The following is a 20,852-nucleotide window of genomic DNA, read 5'->3' as shown; positions in this document are numbered from 1 at the left end:
ATTTTGTAAAATCAATCTTTTATATTGTACTATATCGCTTCGATAAAAGTCAATAACTAATTGATATTACTTAATTAATTTTAAAAGCTTTTCATTAACTTTGCAAGGGTTATTTTTACACCAACTTAACAAAGTTATTAATCGCTTTACATCCACTTTCTAGCGACTTTTATATAATATCAATTTTATGTTTTGAAGTCAACATTTAAATTGAATTATTTTTTATTCGTATGAGTTCTTTTATTCACTCACAAGAAGATATTCTAACACATTTCTTAAAATTTGCAATAGAAAAATCGTATGAAAATATTTTTCACACGATTTAAACACAATTTAGGTATTATCGATTTTATTGTTTTTGGGTGCTTGCTATAACTTTTCTTGCGATTGAATTATATAATTCTCCTAAACGATCATCCGATTGATATATCGAAGGCGAAAAGTCATTGGGATTCCATGTAGGTTGTTCTAATGGAAGTTCAGCAAATAATTGCGTCTCAAGTTCATCAGAAAGCTTTTTGCCTCCTCCTTTTCCAAAAACATACTCTTTTTTACCTGTTTCCTTACTTTCAAAATAGCTCATATTTTCTATAACTCCAAGAATAGTATGTTCTGTATGTTTAGCCATTGCACCTGCTCGAGCCGCTACAAACGCCGCGGTTGGATGCGGTGTCGTTACTATAATTTCCTTACTTGATGGTAACATTGAATGTACATCTAAAGCTACATCTCCTGTGCCAGGTGGTAAATCAAGAAGTAGATAATCAAGTTCTCCCCACTGTACTTCTGTAAAGAAATTTGTAAGCATCTTACCAAGCATTGGACCTCTCCAAATAACCGGTGCATTTTCTTCTACAAAAAATGCCATTGAAATAACTTTTACTCCATGTCTCTCTACAGGTATTATCTCCTTACCATCTATACCCGGTCTTTCATCTATTCCCATCATATCAGGCACACTAAAACCGTATATATCAGCGTCTACTAATCCTACTTTCTTACCTTCTCTTGCTAAAGCTACGGCTAAATTGACAGCCACTGTCGATTTACCAACCCCACCTTTACCTGAAGCTATAGAAATAAATTCAACTGGGTTATTTTGTGATAATAGTTCTTCAATGGTTTTGGGCTTTTCACTACCTTTTCCTATATATCTCTCGACTACTTCGCCAGGAAGTTCTTCAAAACGAATTCCCACAGTATTTGCACCATTTTCTTTTAAGGCTTTGACTATAGCCATTTGAAGATCTAATTGTGGTTGCCCCCCTAATTGCGCCATTGCCACCTTAACGCTCACATGGTTAATATTATCCTTAATAGACACATCAACAATACCTTCAGATTCCTTCAATGGCACATCTATAATCGGATCCTTTAATGCCCCTACAATTTCTTTAACTTGATTTACCGTTAACAAAGTAAATCCCCCTTATTGATTTTTAATTTATCTACATAGCAACTAATAGTTGCCTGTTTATATATCATTCATATTTTTTAGTATAAGACTTTTCCTAATATAAAAAAAGAAGTTAGCCCATTTTTAAAATAGACTAACCTCTAATTATTATACTTTCCTACTATTGTGAGTAGAATGATTAGGCTCCTTTATAAATAATGCTAGAACAAAAGCAATAATCACAAAAACAGTGACTAACGCGAACGATACATCAACTCCCGCAGCAACACTTTGCCGTTGAATCATTTCTTTACTAGCGTGATTACTTGATGATACAACCCATTGAGCACCTATACTCATAAAAGTGACCATTAGAGCAGTTCCTAGAGACCCCGCCATAACACGTCCAAAGTTCATAATTGCCGTTCCGTGGGAAATGTTTTCAGTTTTCAATGCATTTATCCCCGTCGTATTGATAGGCATCATTAATAAAGACACAGCAAACATACGAATCGCATAGATTACAATCAAGTACGTATAGGATGTATCTACTTTAAGAAAGCATAATAGAAATGTACAAGAAATCAATAAGATAAATCCAGTAAATATTAACGGTCTAGGCCCATATTTATCGTAAAACTTCCCAGTAAACACAGACATAATACCATTGATAATCGCGCCAGGCATAATTACTAATCCTGATAGCAACGCAGATAATCCTAAAGCATTTTGAACATACAATGGAATAAGTAATGCAGGTCCTACCATAGATAACATAATAATCATAGAAGTAATTGTTGAAAAACAAAATATTTTGTTATTAAATATTTTCAAATTTAATAATGGATTAGAAATTGTAATTTGTCGTTTAACAAAAATACCAATGATGATTAGACTTATTAAAAGCGAACAAAGGACAATTGGGTTAGAAAAACCTAGGTTACCAGCACTACTGAAAGCATAAAGCATTAATCCAAAACCTAATGTAGAGTATATAACGGATTTTTTATCCAGTTTTGTTTCTTTCGTTGTGTTATAACTTGAAATCGATACAAAACCAAATATAAATGTAACTAATGCTATACCGACAATAACAATAAATGGCACTCTCCAACTTGCATTGTCAATGATTAAACCAGTAAATGTAGGTCCAATTGCAGGTGCAAATTGTATAACTAATCCTGCAAGTCCCATTGCAAATCCACGGTGTTCTTTAGAGAACAATGTAAACAATGTAAATTGCATTAATGGCATGAGTATACCTGCACCGACAGCTTGTATTACCCGTGCAAACATGAGCACGCCAAAATTAGGTGCAATAGCAGCAACGATTGATCCTATCAGAAATGTTCCCATTGCACCTAAATATAGCGGTCTTGTTTTTACTTTATCCATTAAGTAAGCGGTAAGTGGAATCATGACACCATTCACTAACATGAAACCTGTAATCAGCCACTGCGATGTATTCTCATTAATATTTAACTCACGCATAATGTGTGGCAAGGCTGTATTAAGTAATGTTTGATTTAAAATGGCCACGAAAGCGCTAATTAACATTACAGATACGATTAAATTTCGCTTAGTCTTAGATAATTCATAACTGGCCATAAACATATACTCCTTTTTATTCAAATGATAATTTTATATTCAATCAAATTTTATTTACCGATACAAACTTAATGCTCAGAATAATATAGAAATTTCTTGTTATTTTGAATACCATTATTGTGTAATTATTCAAACTTTGTACTGCTTGGTAAAGCATGATATAACTGCAATTTTTAATAGCATTATCAAACATTGCTATTAAATAATTAAATTATTTTCTATCGTTAAGTTCAATTATTCCATATTAAATTCTCTTTTTTACAAACGCCTTACTTTTTATTATTCAAATTTTTACTTTCAGGATAAAAAACTTCTTTACATACAAATAAAAATCCTATAATAATCATAATTACCCAAAAATGTATATTAACATGTACAAAGTGTATGTGAACTATAAAATAAAACATAATTGTAGTAACAATGTAGGAGATGAGATGAAAGTTAATACCTTGAAAGTATGGATTTTTTGGAAGATTCTTTTTAAAATAATCCATTAAATGCTCAATTGAAAATAAAGTAAAATAGCCTAATACGATATAACTACCGTAGTATATTAAATTATCATAAAAGCCTTTATTGTAACTAAAATCGCCTAAGTGTAAATAAATAAGGATGCGACTCAAACCGTACAAACCAAAGCCTAAAAACGTTAAAAAAATGGCTCCGGAAATAATAAATATAGTGAGAACAATAAGTGTTACTAATAAATGATATGATTTATTTTTTAAAAATTTCATCACTTTTGTCCTCCCTTACACTTCGTATATACATATATATTATCATGTAAATAAAAGCATATAAAATTTTAAGTTATACAACATTTCTTCTTCTCATCTCAACTTATTTCTTTTTATTTTCACAAAAAAAGCAAGTAGATATGGTATACGCATTTCTACTTGCTCATAATTAAAAAATCATTCTGTAATGTTTCTAAGATTGAATAGGATTACTCTTAAATAATGTCATCCACATTACAATTAAACATACTGAAATTATTGATACTAATCCTAATACATTGTGTAAATTAGAACCAAATAAACCAACATTTAGTGCATACATATATCCCATAATCGTAGATCCGACAGACGAACCTAAATTTTTTGTCAATGCATAAAACGACATCATCTTTTTCATATTTTTTGGAGAAGTTTCCTCTTGGACAATAACACTATCTTTTGTATAAATATAGCCAAAACTTAAACCTGCAAATATAACCGCAAAAGCAATAAGCAATGGGAGTTTTAAGCCAAACATTATCATCAGACTACAAACTAATAAAACAAAGAATGAGCAAATATATAATGTTTTTCTAGTAAAATGCGCTTCTATTTTAGCTAAATTGAAATTAAGCGTAATCCAAGCAACAGACAACGGGAATATTACAAATCCACTTTGTAAAGGTGATAAACCAAGTTTTTCTTGTAAATATACTGGTATATATAAATTATATCCCATCAATGTTATCGCAATTAGTAAATCCGTTATAAAAACTAGAACTATTGATATGTTAAATTCTTTCGTTGGTAAAAATGGTTGTTCGAAACTATTTTCTACTTTAAATAGCATCCATAAAACAACTAAAGCTAAAATAATTGAGAATATATTAAAAATAATATGATGTTGGTTGAGTAAACCAAACATTAATAAAGCTATAAAGATATAAAAGATAATCAATCCTTTTATATCAAAACGACTCTGTTGTACTTGTGTCTCATCAGGAAAATGAAAAGTCATAAATACAAGTATTATTGCCAATATAGCAATAGGAATATTGATATAGAATAGCCAATGCCATGAAGCGAACTCTAAAATCGCACCACCTAATAATGGACCAATAATACTCGAAATCCCCCAGACACTTCCGACGATACCCATAATTTTATATCTTAACGGAATTTCAAAAGCCAACTTTGGAACTATTTGTGAGAGTGACATCATAACTCCTGCTCCAAAACCTTGTACTATTCGAGAGATAATTAAAAAAGTAAACGTCTGACTTAATCCCGACATTAAACTACCTAAGGCAAACAATGATACCCCTACAACAGCAATGTTAATAATTTTAAATCTAGACATGAGCTCACCAACGATAGGGTTAGCTATGACTAAAGCAATAAAATATACGGTAAATACTAATGAAACTAGATTACCGGCATTCAAACTATTTTTTATTGTTGGTAATGCTAATGAAATGATTGATGTTTCTATAGCTGCCATAAACATTATTAGTATGAGTGCCATTACAGTAATGATGGACTTAAGATTCATAAAAAAACTCCCTTTTTATTGGATTTAGCTATTGAAACGTAAAATTGACTTTTTAATATGATGGTACTCATACACCATTTGTTTTCAATAAAAAGGAGTGAGATCAGTACATCTCACCCCTTTAAAAAGTCCATAAAGTTAAAATTCCAACGCCACCATGTGTTTATTTAAAGTATAATGATATATCTAAAAATAATACTTATTTTTCTCTCTAAATTAAAAGGATAGAATGTTGCAATTCACATAAAATAAAAAATGCCTATCATATGTAAGAGAGAAGCAAGAACAATAAATATATGCCAAATCATATGAAAATAAGGTTTATTTTTTTGGGCATAAAACCAAGCTCCGATAGTATAAGATAACCCACCAAGAAATATAAAGAAAATAAACCACCATGATGTTCGCATAATAATAATAGGTAAGAATATGATACCTACCCACCCCATCACCAAATAAACAATGAGACTTAATCTATGATTGACTTTAGTTGCTATTGATTTATACAAAATTCCCCATAATGTTGTTCCCCATAATAATATTGTGACAAGCCAACCTAACCAACCACCGACAACACTTAACAAAACAGGTGTATACGTTCCTGAAATAGCCACATAAATCATACTATGGTCAATAATCCTTAATATATATTTATGAGACGTATTATTTTGCATCGAATGATAAATGGTTGATGATATGAACATCATAAAAATACTAATCACATAAATCGACACACTAATTGACTCTAATGTGCCACCATTGTTAAAACTATGCACTGCTGCATATGGAAGAATAAATAATGTAAGTAATGCAGCAGCACCATGTGATGCTGCATTACCAATCTCTTCTCCAAATGTTAAAGGAATGATGTCCTTAAAAGTTTCTACCACAGAATCGTTTTTTCGCTTAGATGATTGAGACATCTATTCCACCACCTTTAGTTAAATCAAATCCATTCGTTTTAAATCTTCTGTAGCTGTATGTACACTATCCTTACCTTCTTTATTTTTTAAAGGTGAAAATTCTTCTTCTCTTGGAACTTGTAGTGTTACAAAGCTTGTACCGTACCTAAATATGTCAAAATAAAATAATTCAAACTTTAATGTAGGACGTTCAACCACACCAAAATTTTCATCTAATTGTTTTAATTGTTTGATTGCCAAATGATATGGTAATTCTCTATCAACAACACTGGTAATGAAACCTAGTTTAAAAGCATGGATACCTATATTAGCATTGTTAAATTGATTTGCTATGTCTGTATCTAATTCGGAATACTCTAACACAGTGTCTTTACAATCAACATTTACAAGTCGACCTACACTTTCACTATCTTTAGGTTGAATTGTTTTTGATGTGATGTCTTTACTTTGTGTCACTGTAAAACCTGCAAATAACGGATCTAAAACTTTAACTAAGACATTATCAATGTTATTTAAGAAGATATATTTGACGTGATCCTGTTGCATTTTATCAAGGTATCCAGCTTTTTTAAGAGACTTGAATACACCCCCATTACCATTAGGTGTTTCCATAATATGTCCATCTCTATTTAAAACAAGTTTTCCTTCTTCACTTAAAGCAACAATGTTATCTTGCTTAAAGAAATGAATATGATTGGCATCATAATTAAAATATTTATGTTGTTTAAAATACTCTATTGTATCTTTATGATTAATGTCACTTGTCATAATATACCAATTAATTGTGTGGCCAGTTTCTTCTTTTAAACGAATCAATTGACGCGCCTGAAGCTCAAATAAACTCGTACCCTCTATTTCAAAAGAACCTTTAGGCCCTTTATATCCTAAACGCGTACCTTGTCCTCCAGCCATCAATAATACTGCAAATTCACCATTTCGTATTGCCTCATAACCTTTTTGTTCATATGTATGTCGTTGTTCTTCATTGAGTCGTGATTTCACTTCATATTTGACTTCAGATACAGAAGATACATCATCAATAGTTTTTCTATTAACATATAAGTCCTGATATAAATCTTGAATTTCTGCAAGATTTAACTGATTCACTTTTTCATCTAAAGCATTCTTTTCATTACTACTCATTAATTTTTCATATTCATACAAATGCTCTTGGTTATACTTTTCCAATTGATTTTTTTCTAACATGATAACGCTCCTTATGTATACGTAATTTTAATTGTTATTTTTCTCATAATAATCTTATTTGATTAACCAATAGTGCATCATAGTATTTAAATATGGTTGAAATAAAGTATATATCGCACCAACACTTAATGCAGTAGCTAGAGATACATCTACTAGTCCCCCAGTTTTAAAATGAATGGGTGATACGATATTAAATGGTAAAGGATAAAATAGTTTAACACCTCTTGGAGTTAATATATCAAGTATAACATGCGAAAACATACCAATAACAATTGCAACCATATAATACATCGGAGTTTGTATGAAGTACAGTAAAAAACTAATTCCTATAATAAATAAAAGTGAATGCGTAAATGTTCTATGACCAAATAAAATTCTGACAAAAAAACTAGTAAGCCTAAATCGTCTTCCTATTTTACTTTGTGTATGACATATATCTGGCAAAATACTTGAAATGACTGAAAGTACAATCACTGATATAGAAGTAAATATATCTGTATGAAAATATTGTGTGGTTATTGCACCGACTAAAAAGCCACATGATGCGTGTGTTTTACCTGTCATGTTTTGTTCTCCTTTATAAGGATATTTTAGCACATTTCGTTTTAAAAAGCGAACATACTTTCGCATTCACTTTCAATTAGTATGACATAATTAAAAAAAGTATCACATAAATACTTGAAAACGATTACACAATCATTTATGATAGGTTTATAAATTAATTAAAGGAAGTGTTTTTAATGGCAATGACAGTTAAGAAAAACGATAATGAAGTTCGTATTCAATGGAGAGTAGCAGATATCAAAATTCCAAATAATGAAATTAAAAATGTTACTCAAGATCAAGATATTCATGCCGTACCAGAAGAGAATGGTAAAGAAATATCTCGAATCGGTTCTACTTTCGGAAAAACAAATCGCGTATTAATTGATACTGATCAACACTTATATATTATTTACACTCAAAATGATCAAAAAGTATATAATGAGTTAACAAAATAAATTACAGATTTATATTTTTTAACATAACTTTATAATTAGACTGTCGACATAACTCAATATAATGTCGACAGTTTTTTAATGTGATATTTTCAAAATTGCTAAGCTGAATGATAAATATTATATTAAAGAAAATAGACTAGGAGGTAATATGAATGTTCGTTGTTACAAATAGAATCACTGTAAAAAAAGGATATGCAAAACAAATGGCGCCTAATTTTACTAAAGGAGGACCTATTGAATCTTTAAAGGGCTTTGAAGGTATTGAAGTTTGGCAAATTGATAAAGATGATTATAGCGAAGATATGTATGTAAATAGTTGGTGGGAAACTGAAGAAGATTTTAAAAATTGGGTGAATAGTGATGTATTTAAACAAGCACATAAAAATACTGGTAAATCCGAAAATTCACCAGTCATTAAAAGCGAAATTGTTAAATCAAATGTTTTATCTTCTTTAAACAGAAGATAAATTATGCAAAGGGAGTGGGCTAGAATACGTATATGATTCATTGTCTAATTTTGCATTTATTATTAAAATAAAACAAGTTTGATATATGAGAAATTTTATTTTAACCATTAGTAATATATTGCTGTTGTTTTGATTAGTTCCCCACTCCCACTAAATTAAAAATGAGTATATCTTTTACCCAATAAATAAATGCGCTAATAAAGCAATTATTGGAAGCGTAATGATAGTACGAATTAAAAAAATCATAAATAATTTACTTATATTAACTGGAATTTTAGAACCAAGAATCACGCCGCCCACTTCAGATAAATAAACAAGTTGAGAGATACTCAATGCTCCAATTACAAAACGTGTTACATCATTTTGAACCCCTTCAATAAGAATTGAAGGTAAGAACATATCGGCAAACCCAATTAGAATTGTTTGTGATGCTTCATGTGCTTCTGGAATTTGTAACAATTCTAGTACTGGAACAAATGGTTTTCCTATAATCTCAAAAACAGGTGTGTAGTTAGCGATAATAGTAGCTATTGTTCCTATACTCATAACTACTGGTAAAATTACAAACCACATATCTACAACTGTTTTAAAACCTGAAATTAAAAATTCTTTAAACCCTGGCGATTTAATTCCAACTTCAGTTGCTAAATCAAAACCATATTTTAATGCTGTTTTGCCTTCTGGTAGCTGTTCATTACGGGCCTCTTCACTTACTTCTTTAGCATATTCGTCAGGAATATTTTTAAGTGGCCAAATTCTTGGCATAATCATTGCTGCAATTAAGCATGAAATGACAACTGTTAAATAAAAATAGAAGAATTGATCTTGCATTCTAATTGTTTCGGCAATGACAATCGCGAACGTAATAGATACAACACTAAAGGTTGTGGATATTACAGTTGCTTCTCTTCTTGAGTAATATCCTTCACCATATTGTCTACTAGTAATTAAAACACCAACTGTACCATCACCTATAAATGAAGCTAGATTATCAACTGTCGATCTACCAGGTAAAGTAAACAAAGGTCGCATGATAGGTCTAAAAATGGGGCCAAGTAATTCTAATAGACCATACTCCATTAATAAAGGTAAAAAGATTGCAGCAAATAAAAATACTGCTACAAGAGTAGGTAATAAGCTCGAAAATACTAATCCACCTGTATCTTCAGATTTAATCATTTCAGGTCCAATATTTAAAAATGTTAACCAAGAAAAGAAGACAGCTAATACTCTCAAAACAAGCCATCCTATTTTAACGTTGAAAGCACTGTTCATCAAACCTTGAGGATTTAATTTATTTTTATAAATTGTAGAGCATAATATTGTTAAAATACCTGATACACTTATGATGGTTACAATTAAAATTGGCATGATACCACCAAGCCAATCTTTTAATAAACTAGCTAAAAAAGCTATTGGAAGAGTCGTTTGATGCTGTCCATCTTGAACAACTGGTATAGGAATTAAAAATAATATAATCCCTAACAACGACATAGTGATAAATTTAATTCTACCTCTAACTATGTCAACTTTTTTATATTCATTCATATATATTCAATCCATTTCTATCTTTTTATATCCATATGTAATTTAAAGTATATCACATTATATATATGCATTATTTTGAATAATTACGTAAAGAACACTATACGCTATTTATTAACTTTTAGCAAATCCATTTTAACTCTTTTTCCATTTAAGCAGTTCTATTCGTATATGATTTATATTTTTTATTTTTTTAATGAGCCATCAAAATGATATTGTAACATCAATAAGAGCCTGTACATTAATTTGTAATGTATCAGGCTCTATAACTAAAAATATAATATTGAAACTATCAAATTTACTACATCTTACGTAATAAAAATAAGAAGTAAGGTGCGCCTATAATTGCTATTACAACACCTACAGGAATATCAAGAGGAGGTTGTATACCTCTTGCTAAACCATCACCAAAAGTTAATAATATTGCTCCTACCAAACCTGACATGATTATAACATGTATATTTTTATGACCGACAAGTTGACGTGCAATATGAGGTGCTATAAGACCTAAAAAACTAATACCTCCTACTACTGCAATGGACGCGCCTGCTAACATTACTGCTAATACAAGTAAAGTCATTTTTAAGATTTTTACACGTGCTCCTAGTGCAATGGCTACATGATCACCTAAATTTAAAATATCAAGTTGATACCCTAATAACAATACTATAGGTACAGTGATAATAAACCATGGTAATAAACTATAAAAACTGGCTATATTATGACCATATAAACTACCAGTTAACCATAATAGCGCATTATTTGCATCAAGAGGATTACGTATAAGCAGGAATTGGACAATGGCCGTACAAATTGCACCTATAGCTAAACCTATCAATGCTAATTTTGATCCCTTTACATCAAATTTAGAAATAAGAACTGAAAGAATAATACTTATTGTCAAAGCACCGATAAATGAACCTAAAGGAAGAACAAATAGAGGTGCCGATGGAAATATCATTATGATTATTACTGCTGCTAAACTTGCCCCTTTTGTTATTCCAATAACATCGGGTGAGGCAAGTGGATTTCTTATAACCCCTTGTATCACCGAGCCAGAAATAGCTAAACTACTGCCTATAAGTATTCCTAAAAGTGTTCTAGGAATTCGATATTCATTTAAAATAAAGTCATTGTGTAAGAAGAAGCCTGTAACTGCATGAATAGGATTAATCATTACTGATCCTATACAAAGACTAAAGATTGTACTAAAAATTAATAACAGTAAGACAATGGTATAGCGCATCTTCAGGTTTTGTTTAATCATATGCGATTCACCCCTCTAACAGTTATGAATAAGAAGTAAAAAGCACCAACAAATGATGTAACAATACCTACTGGCGATTCGAATGGATAAGTAATTAAGCGACACAATACATCAGAAATAAGTAATAAAGTAGCGCCGAATATAAATGTTAAAGGTATCATCAATATATAGTTTTTATTTATATATCTTTTCACTATGTGTGGAACTATCAAACCAACAAATCCTATAGGACCAGCAATAGAAACAGAAACACCAGCAAGAACAACGACCAATATTCCAACAATCATTCTGACGATTTCTGTTCTTTGTCCTAATCCTCTGGCAATATCATCACCTAACTCTAATATAGTTAATTGTCTTCCCATAAATATGGTCACAAAAATAGCAAGGAGTAAAAATGGTAAGATAAATATAATCTGTTGCCATTTTATACCGGCTAATGAACCAACTAACCAGAACATCACTGTATCATTAGAATCTTCATTTAGAATAATTATACCTTGAGTCATACTACTAAAGAACAGATGAATAGCCATACCTGCAAGTGCTAGTTTAATCGGTGTAAGCGACTTAGTAGAGCCAGACAATGTATAGACAGTAAAACCTCCTAAGAAGGCACCAATTATCGCTAAAATTGTAGAGTAAGAGCCTAGAGACGGTATAAGTACAGTTATAAGAACAATAACGAAGGAAGCGCCTGCATTCACACCAAAAATCTGTGGTGAAGCCAAAGGGTTTTTGGTAATTGCCTGCATCAATAAACCTGCAATTGCTAAAGCGCCACCAATAATTAAACCAGCCAGCATTCTTGGCATACGTACATTGTGTATTAAGAAAGTTGCTTTTGTATTCGTGTGTCCAGTGACATAACTTAAAATATCATTCAATTGTATTTTTGAAGAACCAATCGCTAAATTCAAATATACTGAAATAAAAAGAAGGCACACACCCACAATAAAAGTGAGTGTAGTGCGCTTTTTCTTTTTTTGTTCAATAGCGGATTGACTATCTTTATTTACTATAGTCATTGTTTTCCACCTTACTTATTATCTTTTTTACTATCTTTCTTTGATAATTCAACAAGTTCTTTTGCCATTTCTTCTGAAGAAATTAAACCACGTGATCTTGCCCATAAGTCACGGTCTAAAATATCAACACGTTGATTTTTCACAGCATTTAATTTCTTCCATACAGGATCTTTTTCTAGTTCTTTTAGTGAAGGTTCGTTAGAACTTGCCTTGTTTGTCATTATGAACATACGCTCAGGATTCACTTGAGATAAAGTTTCAGTGTTCATTTGTAAGTAAGGTCCTTTAAGATACTTACTTAAACCTTTAGTAACATCATCACTTAATGCTTCTTTAAAACCTAGTTGACTTAGGAATTGACCAACATAAGAGTTGCTTGGGTGAGCAAGCAAACCTGATTTAGCAGCTACTGCAGGCAATACCTTTAGATTTTTATCCATAGTTATTTCTTTTTTATATTCTTCAATTTTCTTATCGTGTTCTTCTAAGCGTTTTTTACCTTCTTCTTCTTTACCTAAAGCCTTTGAAATTGTTTTAAAAGCATCAATATTTTCATTATAATCTCCATCGAAACTTTTCAGTTCAATCGTAGGAGCAATTTTATTTAAGTCTTTATAAATACCTTTGTGTCTATTATTATCAGCAATAATTAAATCTGGTTTGAGTTTACTGATTTCTTCTAAGTTAGGTTGTTTACGTGTTCCTACAGAAGTGTATTTTCCAATTTTGTCTCTTAATGGTTTAATAATACGATTTTTTTTGTTATCGTCCGCTATCCCAACAGGTTTAACATCTAAAGCAACTAACGCATCAACAAATGAATACTCAAGAACAACAACACGTTTAGGGTGTTTAGGTACTTTCGTAGTACCTTCTTCGTGCTTGATTTCAACTCCATCTTTTGATGACTCTTTACTTGAGTTACTTGAATTATTATTTCCACATGCTGCAGTTGCAATTAAAACAAACAATAAGCCAATTACACTTAAAATTTTTAAACCTCTCACTGTTTCCACTCCTTAATATGTATATGCTTACATTATTAGTTTATTGATAACGATTCTCAATGTCAATAACTTATTTTATTATTTTCATAATTAATCCAACGCTGAACAAATGATGTTTATATAAAAATGCTAATTTTAATAAGTAATGCCTATCAAAATTTAATTTGGAACGGTGCGTTGATTTAAAGGTAAATAAACACTTTTAGCAGTGGGAATATATGGGCATATCAAAGTTTTGAACAAGGGATTCTATTTTTGAATCACTACTATATAACTTAGTTAAATTTTTCATATACATGCTCTGAGACAGCGCTTCATAATTCAAGCTAAATTGAAGTTTATCTCCGATCTGATAATGGTCTTGGTTATTTAAATCAATCATTAAATGGTCACTTGATGCACCTAATATTCTTATATCATCCCCAAGAGGTTTTATCCCCTCGATAAAAGTATCTAAATAACCGATATCAACTATGGCTTGTAAATAAGATTGATTATTTTTTTGATATAGGCGTGGTTTTATTTCTATAATTTCTGCTTCTAATACTATCGCATTTTGATATAAGCTATTAATTGAATGATTTGTCGTCGTATCTATACCCCTTAATAATGCTTCCCCTATACGAAGATCATTGATTTTATCTAAATGATTGTACAGTGTTTGAGGTAACATACTCGAATTTCCACCTGAAATAATTCTAAACTTAAAATGAGTTTCACTTTCTACATCATGTATAAATTTGTTTATCATACGAACATCTTTTTCATTGGGTGCTTCTGATTTAAAGCACATAAAATTAAATGCCAAGCCAACAAGTTGTATGTGAGATAATTTAAGTATTTCTTGTACATAGCGTACCACATCATAGGTCAAGACCCCTTCTCTACCATCTTTCCAGTCAACCATTAGCATGATTTGATGTTTAATATCAAGAGATTTTGCTAACGTATTAAGTTTTTTGATTGTGGTTAATTCAGTTTGGATACTCATTTCTACTCTTGAAATCATCTTTTCCAAATCTGCTTCAACAGTAGGTCGTAACAATGTAAATGTAATGCCTAAATCTTTGAGTTGTTCAATATTATCTAGTCTTGATTCAGCAAAATGTGTAATTCCTAAAGACTTAATACTTGATACAATATGTTTATCCCCTGCGACACATTTAATTACTGGTGTGAAATGAATTTGTTTACATTCTAATAACGATTGAAGTACTTTGGCATTATATTTAATTTTAGATAAATTGACACGAACATTTGCCATGTACTACACCTCTTTTTTTATTGGATTATCTAACTTGGTATTTAAATATTTTTTCACTTTATTTTCCATTCTCATACTTAATAAAGCTTTGACTGTGATAGTTGATCCAAACAATAATTTTTTCAATTTTTCAGCATGTGGCTTGTCATTATCGATTGCCATTTCGATTTCTTCACGCACAATCTCAAATAATTCTTCTTCTATTACTTCATCATACTGATTAAAATGATGAATCAATTCTGCTAGCTGATTTTGAATCACTGCATGTTGAAATTTAGCAATAACCTCCTCAATATTATCTGCAATAAGACTTTCATTTGTAACATCTATTTGAGGAACTTTCTGTTTAAGTGTATTTAAATCTATACGAGAACCACCTAAATCACGTACAATGAATTTCATTTTATAATTAGGTCCAAGATTAACAATCGTATTTTGCATATGCGCTTCAAGTGCTATGCCATAATTTTGAATATACGCAATAAGTGGTGTAACTAAGGTTTGTGTATAAATTGCTATAAAATGCTTAATATGATCAAGTGTGATTTCGTTTTCTATCCATTTTAAATAACTATCTACAACTGCATGATTATCAATTGGATTAGGATTAACTAAACTAGCTGTTACAACTGTGCACCCATAATCATATATCGTTGGTTTTTGACGTATAATAAGCGCTAATTGTTTTGATAAATCAGATGCCGTGTGAGCATAAGCTCCAAAAGGTTCCATCGCGACTTGAAGTTCTGGAAATTCCTGAAGCAATCCTTGTAATGCATGACTTAACTTAGGACCATCTACAGTTGTAACTGATGAAACTGTTCTAATAGCACTTGTAGCTTGAACATTTACTGGCAATTTTACATGATATGGTTTATGAATTAAGTCCATTGTTCTAAATGATAAAGTAGCTTTGGCCTCAACAGTAAATGGCGTAGGTAGTAAGATTTTCTTGGCTATCCATTCTTCAAATTGTTCGCCGATAATATAATCATATTGCCAAGGATGTATCAACATTAATCTGTAATTGTTAAGACTTAATCGAAGTGGCTCGAGGTAGCATTTTAAACGATCTCGATATTCAGGAATAACTTGATTCAGAATAAAATTCTGATCATCATTTATTGCTGTTGTTACTACATGATTTTTTTCAATAAGCATAATATTTAATGGAATAACTTTTTCAAATTCCGGTGCATATAGCTTTAGTTCATTAGTACTAAGAGGCAATTTAGTTTTTGTTAAAGGATGTGTGGGATGCCCTTCTATCACAAGGCTTTCCGAGTAACTTAAATCATCTGTCATACCACTATCTTGTAAATGTTGTAGCCAAGCTATAAAATTTATAGAATCGGGCAATTTACTAAATTTCATACTCTGATGAATGAGTGTTTGGTTATTATAAAAATGTTTATACGTTTCATACAAACTATCCCTACTATGAATTAATTCATCGTATAATCGTTTTGAAATGTTGATATGAAATATTTCCGTTAGTATTTGAAGAAGTTCTTCTAAACTTTCAACTGATTGAGACAATTTTTTATTTTTCAATACTATGTCACCAGAAAAAACATATCTTTTTAAGGCACTTTTTCGAGCTACTTTTAACGATAAAAGGTGCTCATTGAGAAAAATTTCAACTTTATGAGTACCTTCTTTAATACACATACCTTCAGAAACAATATGTTCCTTAATCATTGCGTTAATCGTTCGATATTGGATGTTTTTGTCAGCTAAAAGCCATTCCTTATGATTCATTATTGCTCTCCTCCATATTCGAAATACGTTGTATGATATAAAAAATGATTGAAATACTAATAGTGCTAATTCCCATAATAGTAAATGTAGTTAAAATACCGAACATATCCGCGAAAAAGCTCATTATTAAACTACCTAACGGAATCATACCTCGATCCATCATTACAATACTTAATACTTTCCCTCTATCACAGTCCTTTACACTATGTTGAAAATAAACTCTATTAGTTGTTCTAGCCCATTGACTAAACAAACCTATTAACGTAATACATATAAACATGACTACTAAATGATGTATGATAATACCTAGTAAAGCCATACCAAACAATATTGAACTGAGATAATACATTTTTACTGTACTTAAGTGTTTTAAAATTGATGGTAAGACTATCGTTGCAACTATTCCTCCAATCGCACAAAAAGTCATAGCTATACCAAACACTTGCGATTGACCTGGAAAAATATGGTTTGTCAATACTGGTAAAACTGTAGTATAAGAAAAGCCTGTTGCCATAATAATAATAGAGGTAATGAATATCTGACTACCTTCTAAATTACTCTTAAAATAATTTAGTACAACTTTAAGTGGTAGTGCTTTTTCTTCTTTTTGACTTACTATGACTTCAAAATGAACAGGTATACATAAAACTGCCGCGATAAAATAGCACACTGCTTGAGCTAAAAATGTAGTGGGTGTATGATATACAGCTATTAAGCCACCCGCTATTGCGGGTCCTATTGATCGACATATATTAATAATGAACGAATGAAAAGAAACTGCTTGAGTTGTAGAAATTTTACTAGATAAATCAGGTAAAACTGCTTGTCTCACCGGAGTTTCTACAGCACTTAGTATCCCCCTAAATGTTGCATATAAAAGTATGATGAAAATCGGTATAGTGTTAAGACTATATGTAAGTAAACACAATAATGCTGTAATGATGAATGATGAACTAATAGTGATACGTAACAGGAGACCTTTGTCATATTTATCAGCTATGGATCCTGCCCAAACACTTAATAGTAAAATAGGTATAAGACGACAGAAATTAACTAAGCCTAAATATACAGCATTATGATATGTTGTGAGTACGAACCAATTTAACCCCACTTGACCAATCCAATTTCCTAAAAATAACAGAAAAGAACTGGAAAAGAAATATTTTGCCATCAAATTCCACCTGTCTTTTTCGTTGATAATAATTATCATTATCATTAATATGGATTATACAAATGTTATTTATTTTTGTAAAATATTTTTAAGAGGTGAATTATGAATTTCAATCAATTTATAAATAAACAAAATATAATAATGACTGAAGATGAGCATAATGTACATGACTTTCTTAAACATCATGATTCTAAGTGGTCTTCTAATTATATTGATCATTTATTAGATGGACGTGATAAAATAAGTCAACGTTTAATTACATCTTTACATAGGGAGAATTTAGTAAAAAGTCGCGATCATAGTCGTGTACTTAATCGACGTCATTTTGCTGGTTACGGAGTTAATGTTATTGCCATTTTAGAAATCTATTTTCCAACATCAAATATTTATTTGTATGCTCCAATAACTGGAATGCATGCATTCGATCGCCTTGATGTCGAAGGACCATTTTATTTTAAAAATCTAAGTAAAGAAGATGATTTTGAACGTGTACTACATCCTAATCAAATACTAGATTGGATATTAATTGAAGATGAAAACTTAAATAACGAGGCTAGCGTACAATTTAGAAATGATTTAAATAATAGTGCAGCTAATATGACTTTTGCATTAAGTTTCCAACACCATACGATGCGTAATGAAAGAGCGCCATTATATCACCTTATTAAAAATGCAAATGATAGTTACTTGCGTTCTGAACAATCTGTCATCGAAGGCCATCCTCTTCATCCTGGTGCTAAGTTAAGAAAAGGAATGAATGCTAAGGAAAACTTTATGTATTCATCAGAATTTGGTAATGTTATTCATCTAAAAGCCGTGTTTATTCATAAAAGTATAAGTCGTATTCAATCATTGAATGTAGATTACAATAATGCCGTAAAGCAAATGTTTCCTGACTTAATTAAAACCTTAGAAAAAGAATTTGGCGAAGATTTTAATTTACAAAATTATCATTTGATGATGGTTCATCCTTGGCAAGTAAAACATATTTTACAAAGTGATTATCAGGATGAACTAAACGAAAAGTTAATATTGATAAGTAATCATTCAGTACCATACTATGCTGGTCTATCATTTAGAACGTTAGTACCTAAACAACCTGATTTATCCCCGCATATCAAATTATCGACGAATGTGCATATAACTGGTGAGATTCGAACATTGTCTGAACAAACGACCTATAATGGACCATTAGTGACGCAAATTTTAAGGGAGATTATGTCAAAAGATGAAGATTTTTCACGTTATCAATCTACTTATATCGATGAAAATGCAGGGATTCATTTTTATAATCGAAACGACAATGAGACAATTCAAACAGATCGAAGTGAACAATTAGGGACTTTGTTTAGAAATAATTTATATCAGTTTATATCTAATGAAACAGTGCCAGTAATTCCATCAAGTTTGGTTGCGACATATCCTTATAATACCGAAGCACCAATTTGTACTTTAATCAAAACTTATCAAAATACACATCAATATAAAAATTTTGAAGAAGCAGCGAAACAATGGATTAAAGATTATAGCAAAGCTCTTCTTGGCTTAGTTATCCCTCTTTATTCAAAATACGGAATTTCGCTAGAGGCACATTTACAAAATTCAGTGGCTACCTTTAATAAAGATGGCTCACTTAACATGATTTATATAAGGGACTTTGAAGGATTACGTATTGATAAAGAACAATTGAATAATGCTGGATTTACTACTCAACATTTCCATGAAAAATCTAGAATCCTTACAACTTCTAAAACATCAGTATTTAATAAAATGTTCTATTCAACAGTTCAAAATCATTTAGGTGAACTCGTTATTACAATAGCTAAATATTCTGATAGTAAAGTCCTTGAACAAGAAATATGGCAAATTATTGCACAAACAGTAGAAGACATTTTTAATCACATGACTCACATTTCAAAACAACATCTCAACAACATCAAGCGCACTATTTTCGCATCCGAAATCGATTACAAGTGTGTCACAACAATGCGTTTAGAGAATCAAGCACATGAATATACGTATATTAAAGTGAATAATCCACTTCATAGAAAGAATGATTTATAAAATCAAAAAGCACTTGAGCATCATGCTCAAGTGCTTTTTTGGTATACATCAAGAGATTGATTATTTTAAACCTTCTCTTTCATTGTTTTCTTTGTTATCTTTTTCGTTTTTTTGTTGCCATTCTTTTTTTGTCATTACGTCGTCAACTTGCATGTTAACTTCAACAACTTCTAAACCAGTAATATATTTTACTTGTTCTTTAACTAAGTCTGTCACTTTACGGAAAATTTTAGGTGCAGATTCACCATATTCTAAAATAACTTTTAAATCTACAGCAGCTTGTTTTTCTCCGACTTCTACAGATACGCCTGTAGTTACATTGTTACCGCTTGAGAAAGCGTTAGTAAAGCTGTCTGTGAAGCCACCTTTCATGTCTAAAATTCCTTTAACTTCACGTGCTGCAATACCAGCAATTTTTTCAACTACTTCATCTGAGAAAGTTAATTTGTTTTCAAATTGAGGTTGATTATTTTGAGCTTGTTGTTGCTCTTTTCTTTCTTGTTCATTAACACCTGTTTGATTATCATATGCTTGTTTAGCTTTATTGTTATCTACTGCCATAATACATTCTCCTTTATTTTTAAATTAGTTTTATCCATAAATTAATTGATTAGAAACTTCTTAATATCTGAGTCTAACTCCATCTATTTAGGAAGTTTAAGAAATCTTGAGTACGGTCTTTAATATACCCGATACCGATTCCTATTAAACATAAGACTATAATTAAAATTGTCTTCCAGAATCCAAGAGTTAGGAATAATATAGCTATAATTAAAAATGCTAAAAATCCAATAATACGCCATTTAAACGATTTTAAAATATTTATAAATTGTTGAGTAGCGTCTTGTCCGTTTTGATTGTTATTATCAGCCATGG

Annotated in this window: 19 protein-coding genes; 3 read left to right on the top strand and 16 right to left on the bottom strand. The window is 30.8% G+C overall.

The window, feature by feature from the left end:
* Positions 1 to 349: 349 nt before the first annotated feature.
* From ACVBFA_RS05555 to ACVBFA_RS05525, 7 genes are all read right to left on the bottom strand, one after another.
* On the bottom strand, positions 350 to 1,417 hold the full coding sequence (locus ACVBFA_RS05555) for an Mrp/NBP35 family ATP-binding protein (RefSeq protein ID WP_002447369.1): 1,068 nt from the start codon (positions 1,415 to 1,417) through the stop codon (positions 350 to 352).
* A gap of 147 nt (positions 1,418 to 1,564) precedes the next feature.
* Positions 1,565 to 3,004: an MDR family MFS transporter gene (locus ACVBFA_RS05550; RefSeq protein WP_002458404.1), complete on the bottom strand. Its 1,440-nt coding sequence runs from the start codon at positions 3,002 to 3,004 to the stop codon at positions 1,565 to 1,567.
* A 269-nt stretch (positions 3,005 to 3,273) separates the two neighbouring features.
* On the bottom strand, positions 3,274 to 3,741 hold the full coding sequence (locus ACVBFA_RS05545) for a SepA family multidrug efflux transporter (RefSeq protein WP_162155470.1): 468 nt from the start codon (positions 3,739 to 3,741) through the stop codon (positions 3,274 to 3,276).
* Between the two features lie 193 nt (positions 3,742 to 3,934).
* A complete protein-coding gene (sdrM, locus tag ACVBFA_RS05540) occupies positions 3,935 to 5,272 on the bottom strand; it encodes a multidrug efflux MFS transporter SdrM (protein ID WP_002475622.1) in 1,338 nt (445 codons plus the stop codon).
* Between the two features lie 239 nt (positions 5,273 to 5,511).
* Positions 5,512 to 6,195 (bottom strand): PAQR family membrane homeostasis protein TrhA, encoded by a 684-nt coding sequence (gene trhA / locus ACVBFA_RS05535; RefSeq protein WP_002447365.1) that lies wholly within the window; start codon positions 6,193 to 6,195, stop codon positions 5,512 to 5,514.
* 18 nt (positions 6,196 to 6,213) lie between these two features.
* Complete coding sequence (locus tag ACVBFA_RS05530) at positions 6,214 to 7,401, bottom strand: UTP--glucose-1-phosphate uridylyltransferase (RefSeq protein ID WP_002475739.1); 1,188 nt, start codon at positions 7,399 to 7,401, stop codon at positions 6,214 to 6,216.
* A 54-nt stretch (positions 7,402 to 7,455) separates the two neighbouring features.
* The gene (locus tag ACVBFA_RS05525) at positions 7,456 to 7,965 is read right to left on the bottom strand and encodes a metal-dependent hydrolase (RefSeq protein WP_002475741.1); all 510 of its coding nucleotides are present in this window, start codon (positions 7,963 to 7,965) and stop codon (positions 7,456 to 7,458) included.
* A 176-nt stretch (positions 7,966 to 8,141) separates the two neighbouring features.
* Here ACVBFA_RS05525 and ACVBFA_RS05520 point away from each other — a divergent pair, with 176 nt between their 5' ends.
* Together ACVBFA_RS05520 and ACVBFA_RS05515 are read left to right on the top strand one after the other, a co-directional pair.
* A complete protein-coding gene (locus ACVBFA_RS05520; RefSeq protein ID WP_001829752.1) occupies positions 8,142 to 8,402 on the top strand; it encodes a SunI/YnzG family protein in 261 nt (86 codons plus the stop codon).
* A gap of 152 nt (positions 8,403 to 8,554) precedes the next feature.
* Entirely contained in the window at positions 8,555 to 8,869 is a 315-nt protein-coding gene (locus ACVBFA_RS05515; protein WP_002475742.1) for a heme oxygenase, read from the top strand.
* Between the two features lie 174 nt (positions 8,870 to 9,043).
* Here ACVBFA_RS05515 and ACVBFA_RS05510 read toward each other — a convergent pair whose 3' ends face one another.
* From ACVBFA_RS05510 to ACVBFA_RS05480, 7 genes are all read right to left on the bottom strand, one after another.
* On the bottom strand, positions 9,044 to 10,417 hold the full coding sequence (locus ACVBFA_RS05510) for a YjiH family protein (protein WP_126122280.1): 1,374 nt from the start codon (positions 10,415 to 10,417) through the stop codon (positions 9,044 to 9,046).
* Between the two features lie 298 nt (positions 10,418 to 10,715).
* Positions 10,716 to 11,681, bottom strand: coding sequence for a FecCD family ABC transporter permease (locus ACVBFA_RS05505; RefSeq protein ID WP_002447360.1), 966 nt, complete (start codon positions 11,679 to 11,681; stop codon positions 10,716 to 10,718).
* Positions 11,678 to 12,709 (bottom strand): FecCD family ABC transporter permease, encoded by a 1,032-nt coding sequence (locus tag ACVBFA_RS05500; protein WP_002476067.1) that lies wholly within the window; start codon positions 12,707 to 12,709, stop codon positions 11,678 to 11,680. Before ACVBFA_RS05500 ends, ACVBFA_RS05505 begins: the two co-directional genes overlap by 4 nt.
* 11 nt (positions 12,710 to 12,720) lie before the next feature.
* Positions 12,721 to 13,716 carry an ABC transporter substrate-binding protein gene (locus ACVBFA_RS05495; protein ID WP_002491567.1) on the bottom strand — a complete coding sequence of 332 codons (996 nt, stop codon included), beginning with the start codon at positions 13,714 to 13,716 and terminating at the stop codon, positions 12,721 to 12,723.
* A 202-nt stretch (positions 13,717 to 13,918) separates the two neighbouring features.
* Positions 13,919 to 14,980 carry an alanine/ornithine racemase family PLP-dependent enzyme gene (locus tag ACVBFA_RS05490; RefSeq protein ID WP_002458398.1) on the bottom strand — a complete coding sequence of 354 codons (1,062 nt, stop codon included), beginning with the start codon at positions 14,978 to 14,980 and terminating at the stop codon, positions 13,919 to 13,921.
* Between the two features lie 3 nt (positions 14,981 to 14,983).
* Positions 14,984 to 16,741 (bottom strand): IucA/IucC family protein, encoded by a 1,758-nt coding sequence (locus tag ACVBFA_RS05485; RefSeq protein ID WP_447158793.1) that lies wholly within the window; start codon positions 16,739 to 16,741, stop codon positions 14,984 to 14,986.
* Complete coding sequence (locus ACVBFA_RS05480) at positions 16,731 to 17,912, bottom strand: MFS transporter (protein WP_002486632.1); 1,182 nt, start codon at positions 17,910 to 17,912, stop codon at positions 16,731 to 16,733. The genes ACVBFA_RS05485 and ACVBFA_RS05480 overlap by 11 nt, the downstream gene beginning before the upstream one ends.
* 102 nt (positions 17,913 to 18,014) lie before the next feature.
* Here ACVBFA_RS05480 and ACVBFA_RS05475 point away from each other — a divergent pair, with 102 nt between their 5' ends.
* Entirely contained in the window at positions 18,015 to 19,976 is a 1,962-nt protein-coding gene (locus ACVBFA_RS05475) for an IucA/IucC family protein (protein ID WP_126122743.1), read from the top strand.
* Between the two features lie 60 nt (positions 19,977 to 20,036).
* On the opposite strand, the gene ACVBFA_RS05470 is transcribed toward ACVBFA_RS05475, so the two are convergent.
* Both ACVBFA_RS05470 and ACVBFA_RS05465 read right to left on the bottom strand, forming a co-directional pair.
* On the bottom strand, positions 20,037 to 20,537 hold the full coding sequence (locus tag ACVBFA_RS05470; RefSeq protein WP_002447353.1) for an Asp23/Gls24 family envelope stress response protein: 501 nt from the start codon (positions 20,535 to 20,537) through the stop codon (positions 20,037 to 20,039).
* A 73-nt stretch (positions 20,538 to 20,610) separates the two neighbouring features.
* Positions 20,611 to 20,850 (bottom strand): DUF2273 domain-containing protein, encoded by a 240-nt coding sequence (locus ACVBFA_RS05465; protein WP_001829717.1) that lies wholly within the window; start codon positions 20,848 to 20,850, stop codon positions 20,611 to 20,613.
* Positions 20,851 to 20,852: the final 2 nt, after the last annotated feature.

The sequence above is a fragment of the Staphylococcus sp. MSU001 genome, assembly GCF_052976705.1.
The sequence above is the reverse complement of the archived record's forward strand: the minus strand, read 5'-3'. Positions and strand labels throughout refer to the sequence as shown.

Excerpts from the sequence above, each read along its gene's own strand:
- ACVBFA_RS05550 (WP_002458404.1), bottom strand. The coding sequence starts at position 3,004 with ATGGCCAGTTATGAATTATCTAAGACTAAGCGAAATTTAATCGTATCT.
- ACVBFA_RS05545 (WP_162155470.1), bottom strand. The coding sequence starts at position 3,741 with ATGAAATTTTTAAAAAATAAATCATATCATTTATTAGTAACACTTATT.
- sdrM (WP_002475622.1), bottom strand. The coding sequence starts at position 5,272 with ATGAATCTTAAGTCCATCATTACTGTAATGGCACTCATACTAATAATG.
- trhA (WP_002447365.1), bottom strand. The coding sequence starts at position 6,195 with ATGTCTCAATCATCTAAGCGAAAAAACGATTCTGTGGTAGAAACTTTT.
- ACVBFA_RS05530 (WP_002475739.1), bottom strand. The coding sequence starts at position 7,401 with ATGTTAGAAAAAAATCAATTGGAAAAGTATAACCAAGAGCATTTGTAT.
- ACVBFA_RS05525 (WP_002475741.1), bottom strand. The coding sequence starts at position 7,965 with ATGACAGGTAAAACACACGCATCATGTGGCTTTTTAGTCGGTGCAATA.
- ACVBFA_RS05520 (WP_001829752.1), top strand. The coding sequence starts at position 8,142 with ATGGCAATGACAGTTAAGAAAAACGATAATGAAGTTCGTATTCAATGG.
- ACVBFA_RS05515 (WP_002475742.1), top strand. The coding sequence starts at position 8,555 with ATGTTCGTTGTTACAAATAGAATCACTGTAAAAAAAGGATATGCAAAA.
- ACVBFA_RS05510 (WP_126122280.1), bottom strand. The coding sequence starts at position 10,417 with ATGAATGAATATAAAAAAGTTGACATAGTTAGAGGTAGAATTAAATTT.
- ACVBFA_RS05505 (WP_002447360.1), bottom strand. The coding sequence starts at position 11,681 with ATGATTAAACAAAACCTGAAGATGCGCTATACCATTGTCTTACTGTTA.
- ACVBFA_RS05500 (WP_002476067.1), bottom strand. The coding sequence starts at position 12,709 with ATGACTATAGTAAATAAAGATAGTCAATCCGCTATTGAACAAAAAAAG.
- ACVBFA_RS05490 (WP_002458398.1), bottom strand. The coding sequence starts at position 14,980 with ATGGCAAATGTTCGTGTCAATTTATCTAAAATTAAATATAATGCCAAA.
- ACVBFA_RS05485 (WP_447158793.1), bottom strand. The coding sequence starts at position 16,741 with ATGAATCATAAGGAATGGCTTTTAGCTGACAAAAACATCCAATATCGA.
- ACVBFA_RS05480 (WP_002486632.1), bottom strand. The coding sequence starts at position 17,912 with ATGGCAAAATATTTCTTTTCCAGTTCTTTTCTGTTATTTTTAGGAAAT.
- ACVBFA_RS05475 (WP_126122743.1), top strand. The coding sequence starts at position 18,015 with ATGAATTTCAATCAATTTATAAATAAACAAAATATAATAATGACTGAA.
- ACVBFA_RS05470 (WP_002447353.1), bottom strand. The coding sequence starts at position 20,537 with ATGGCAGTAGATAACAATAAAGCTAAACAAGCATATGATAATCAAACA.
- ACVBFA_RS05465 (WP_001829717.1), bottom strand. The coding sequence starts at position 20,850 with ATGGCTGATAATAACAATCAAAACGGACAAGACGCTACTCAACAATTT.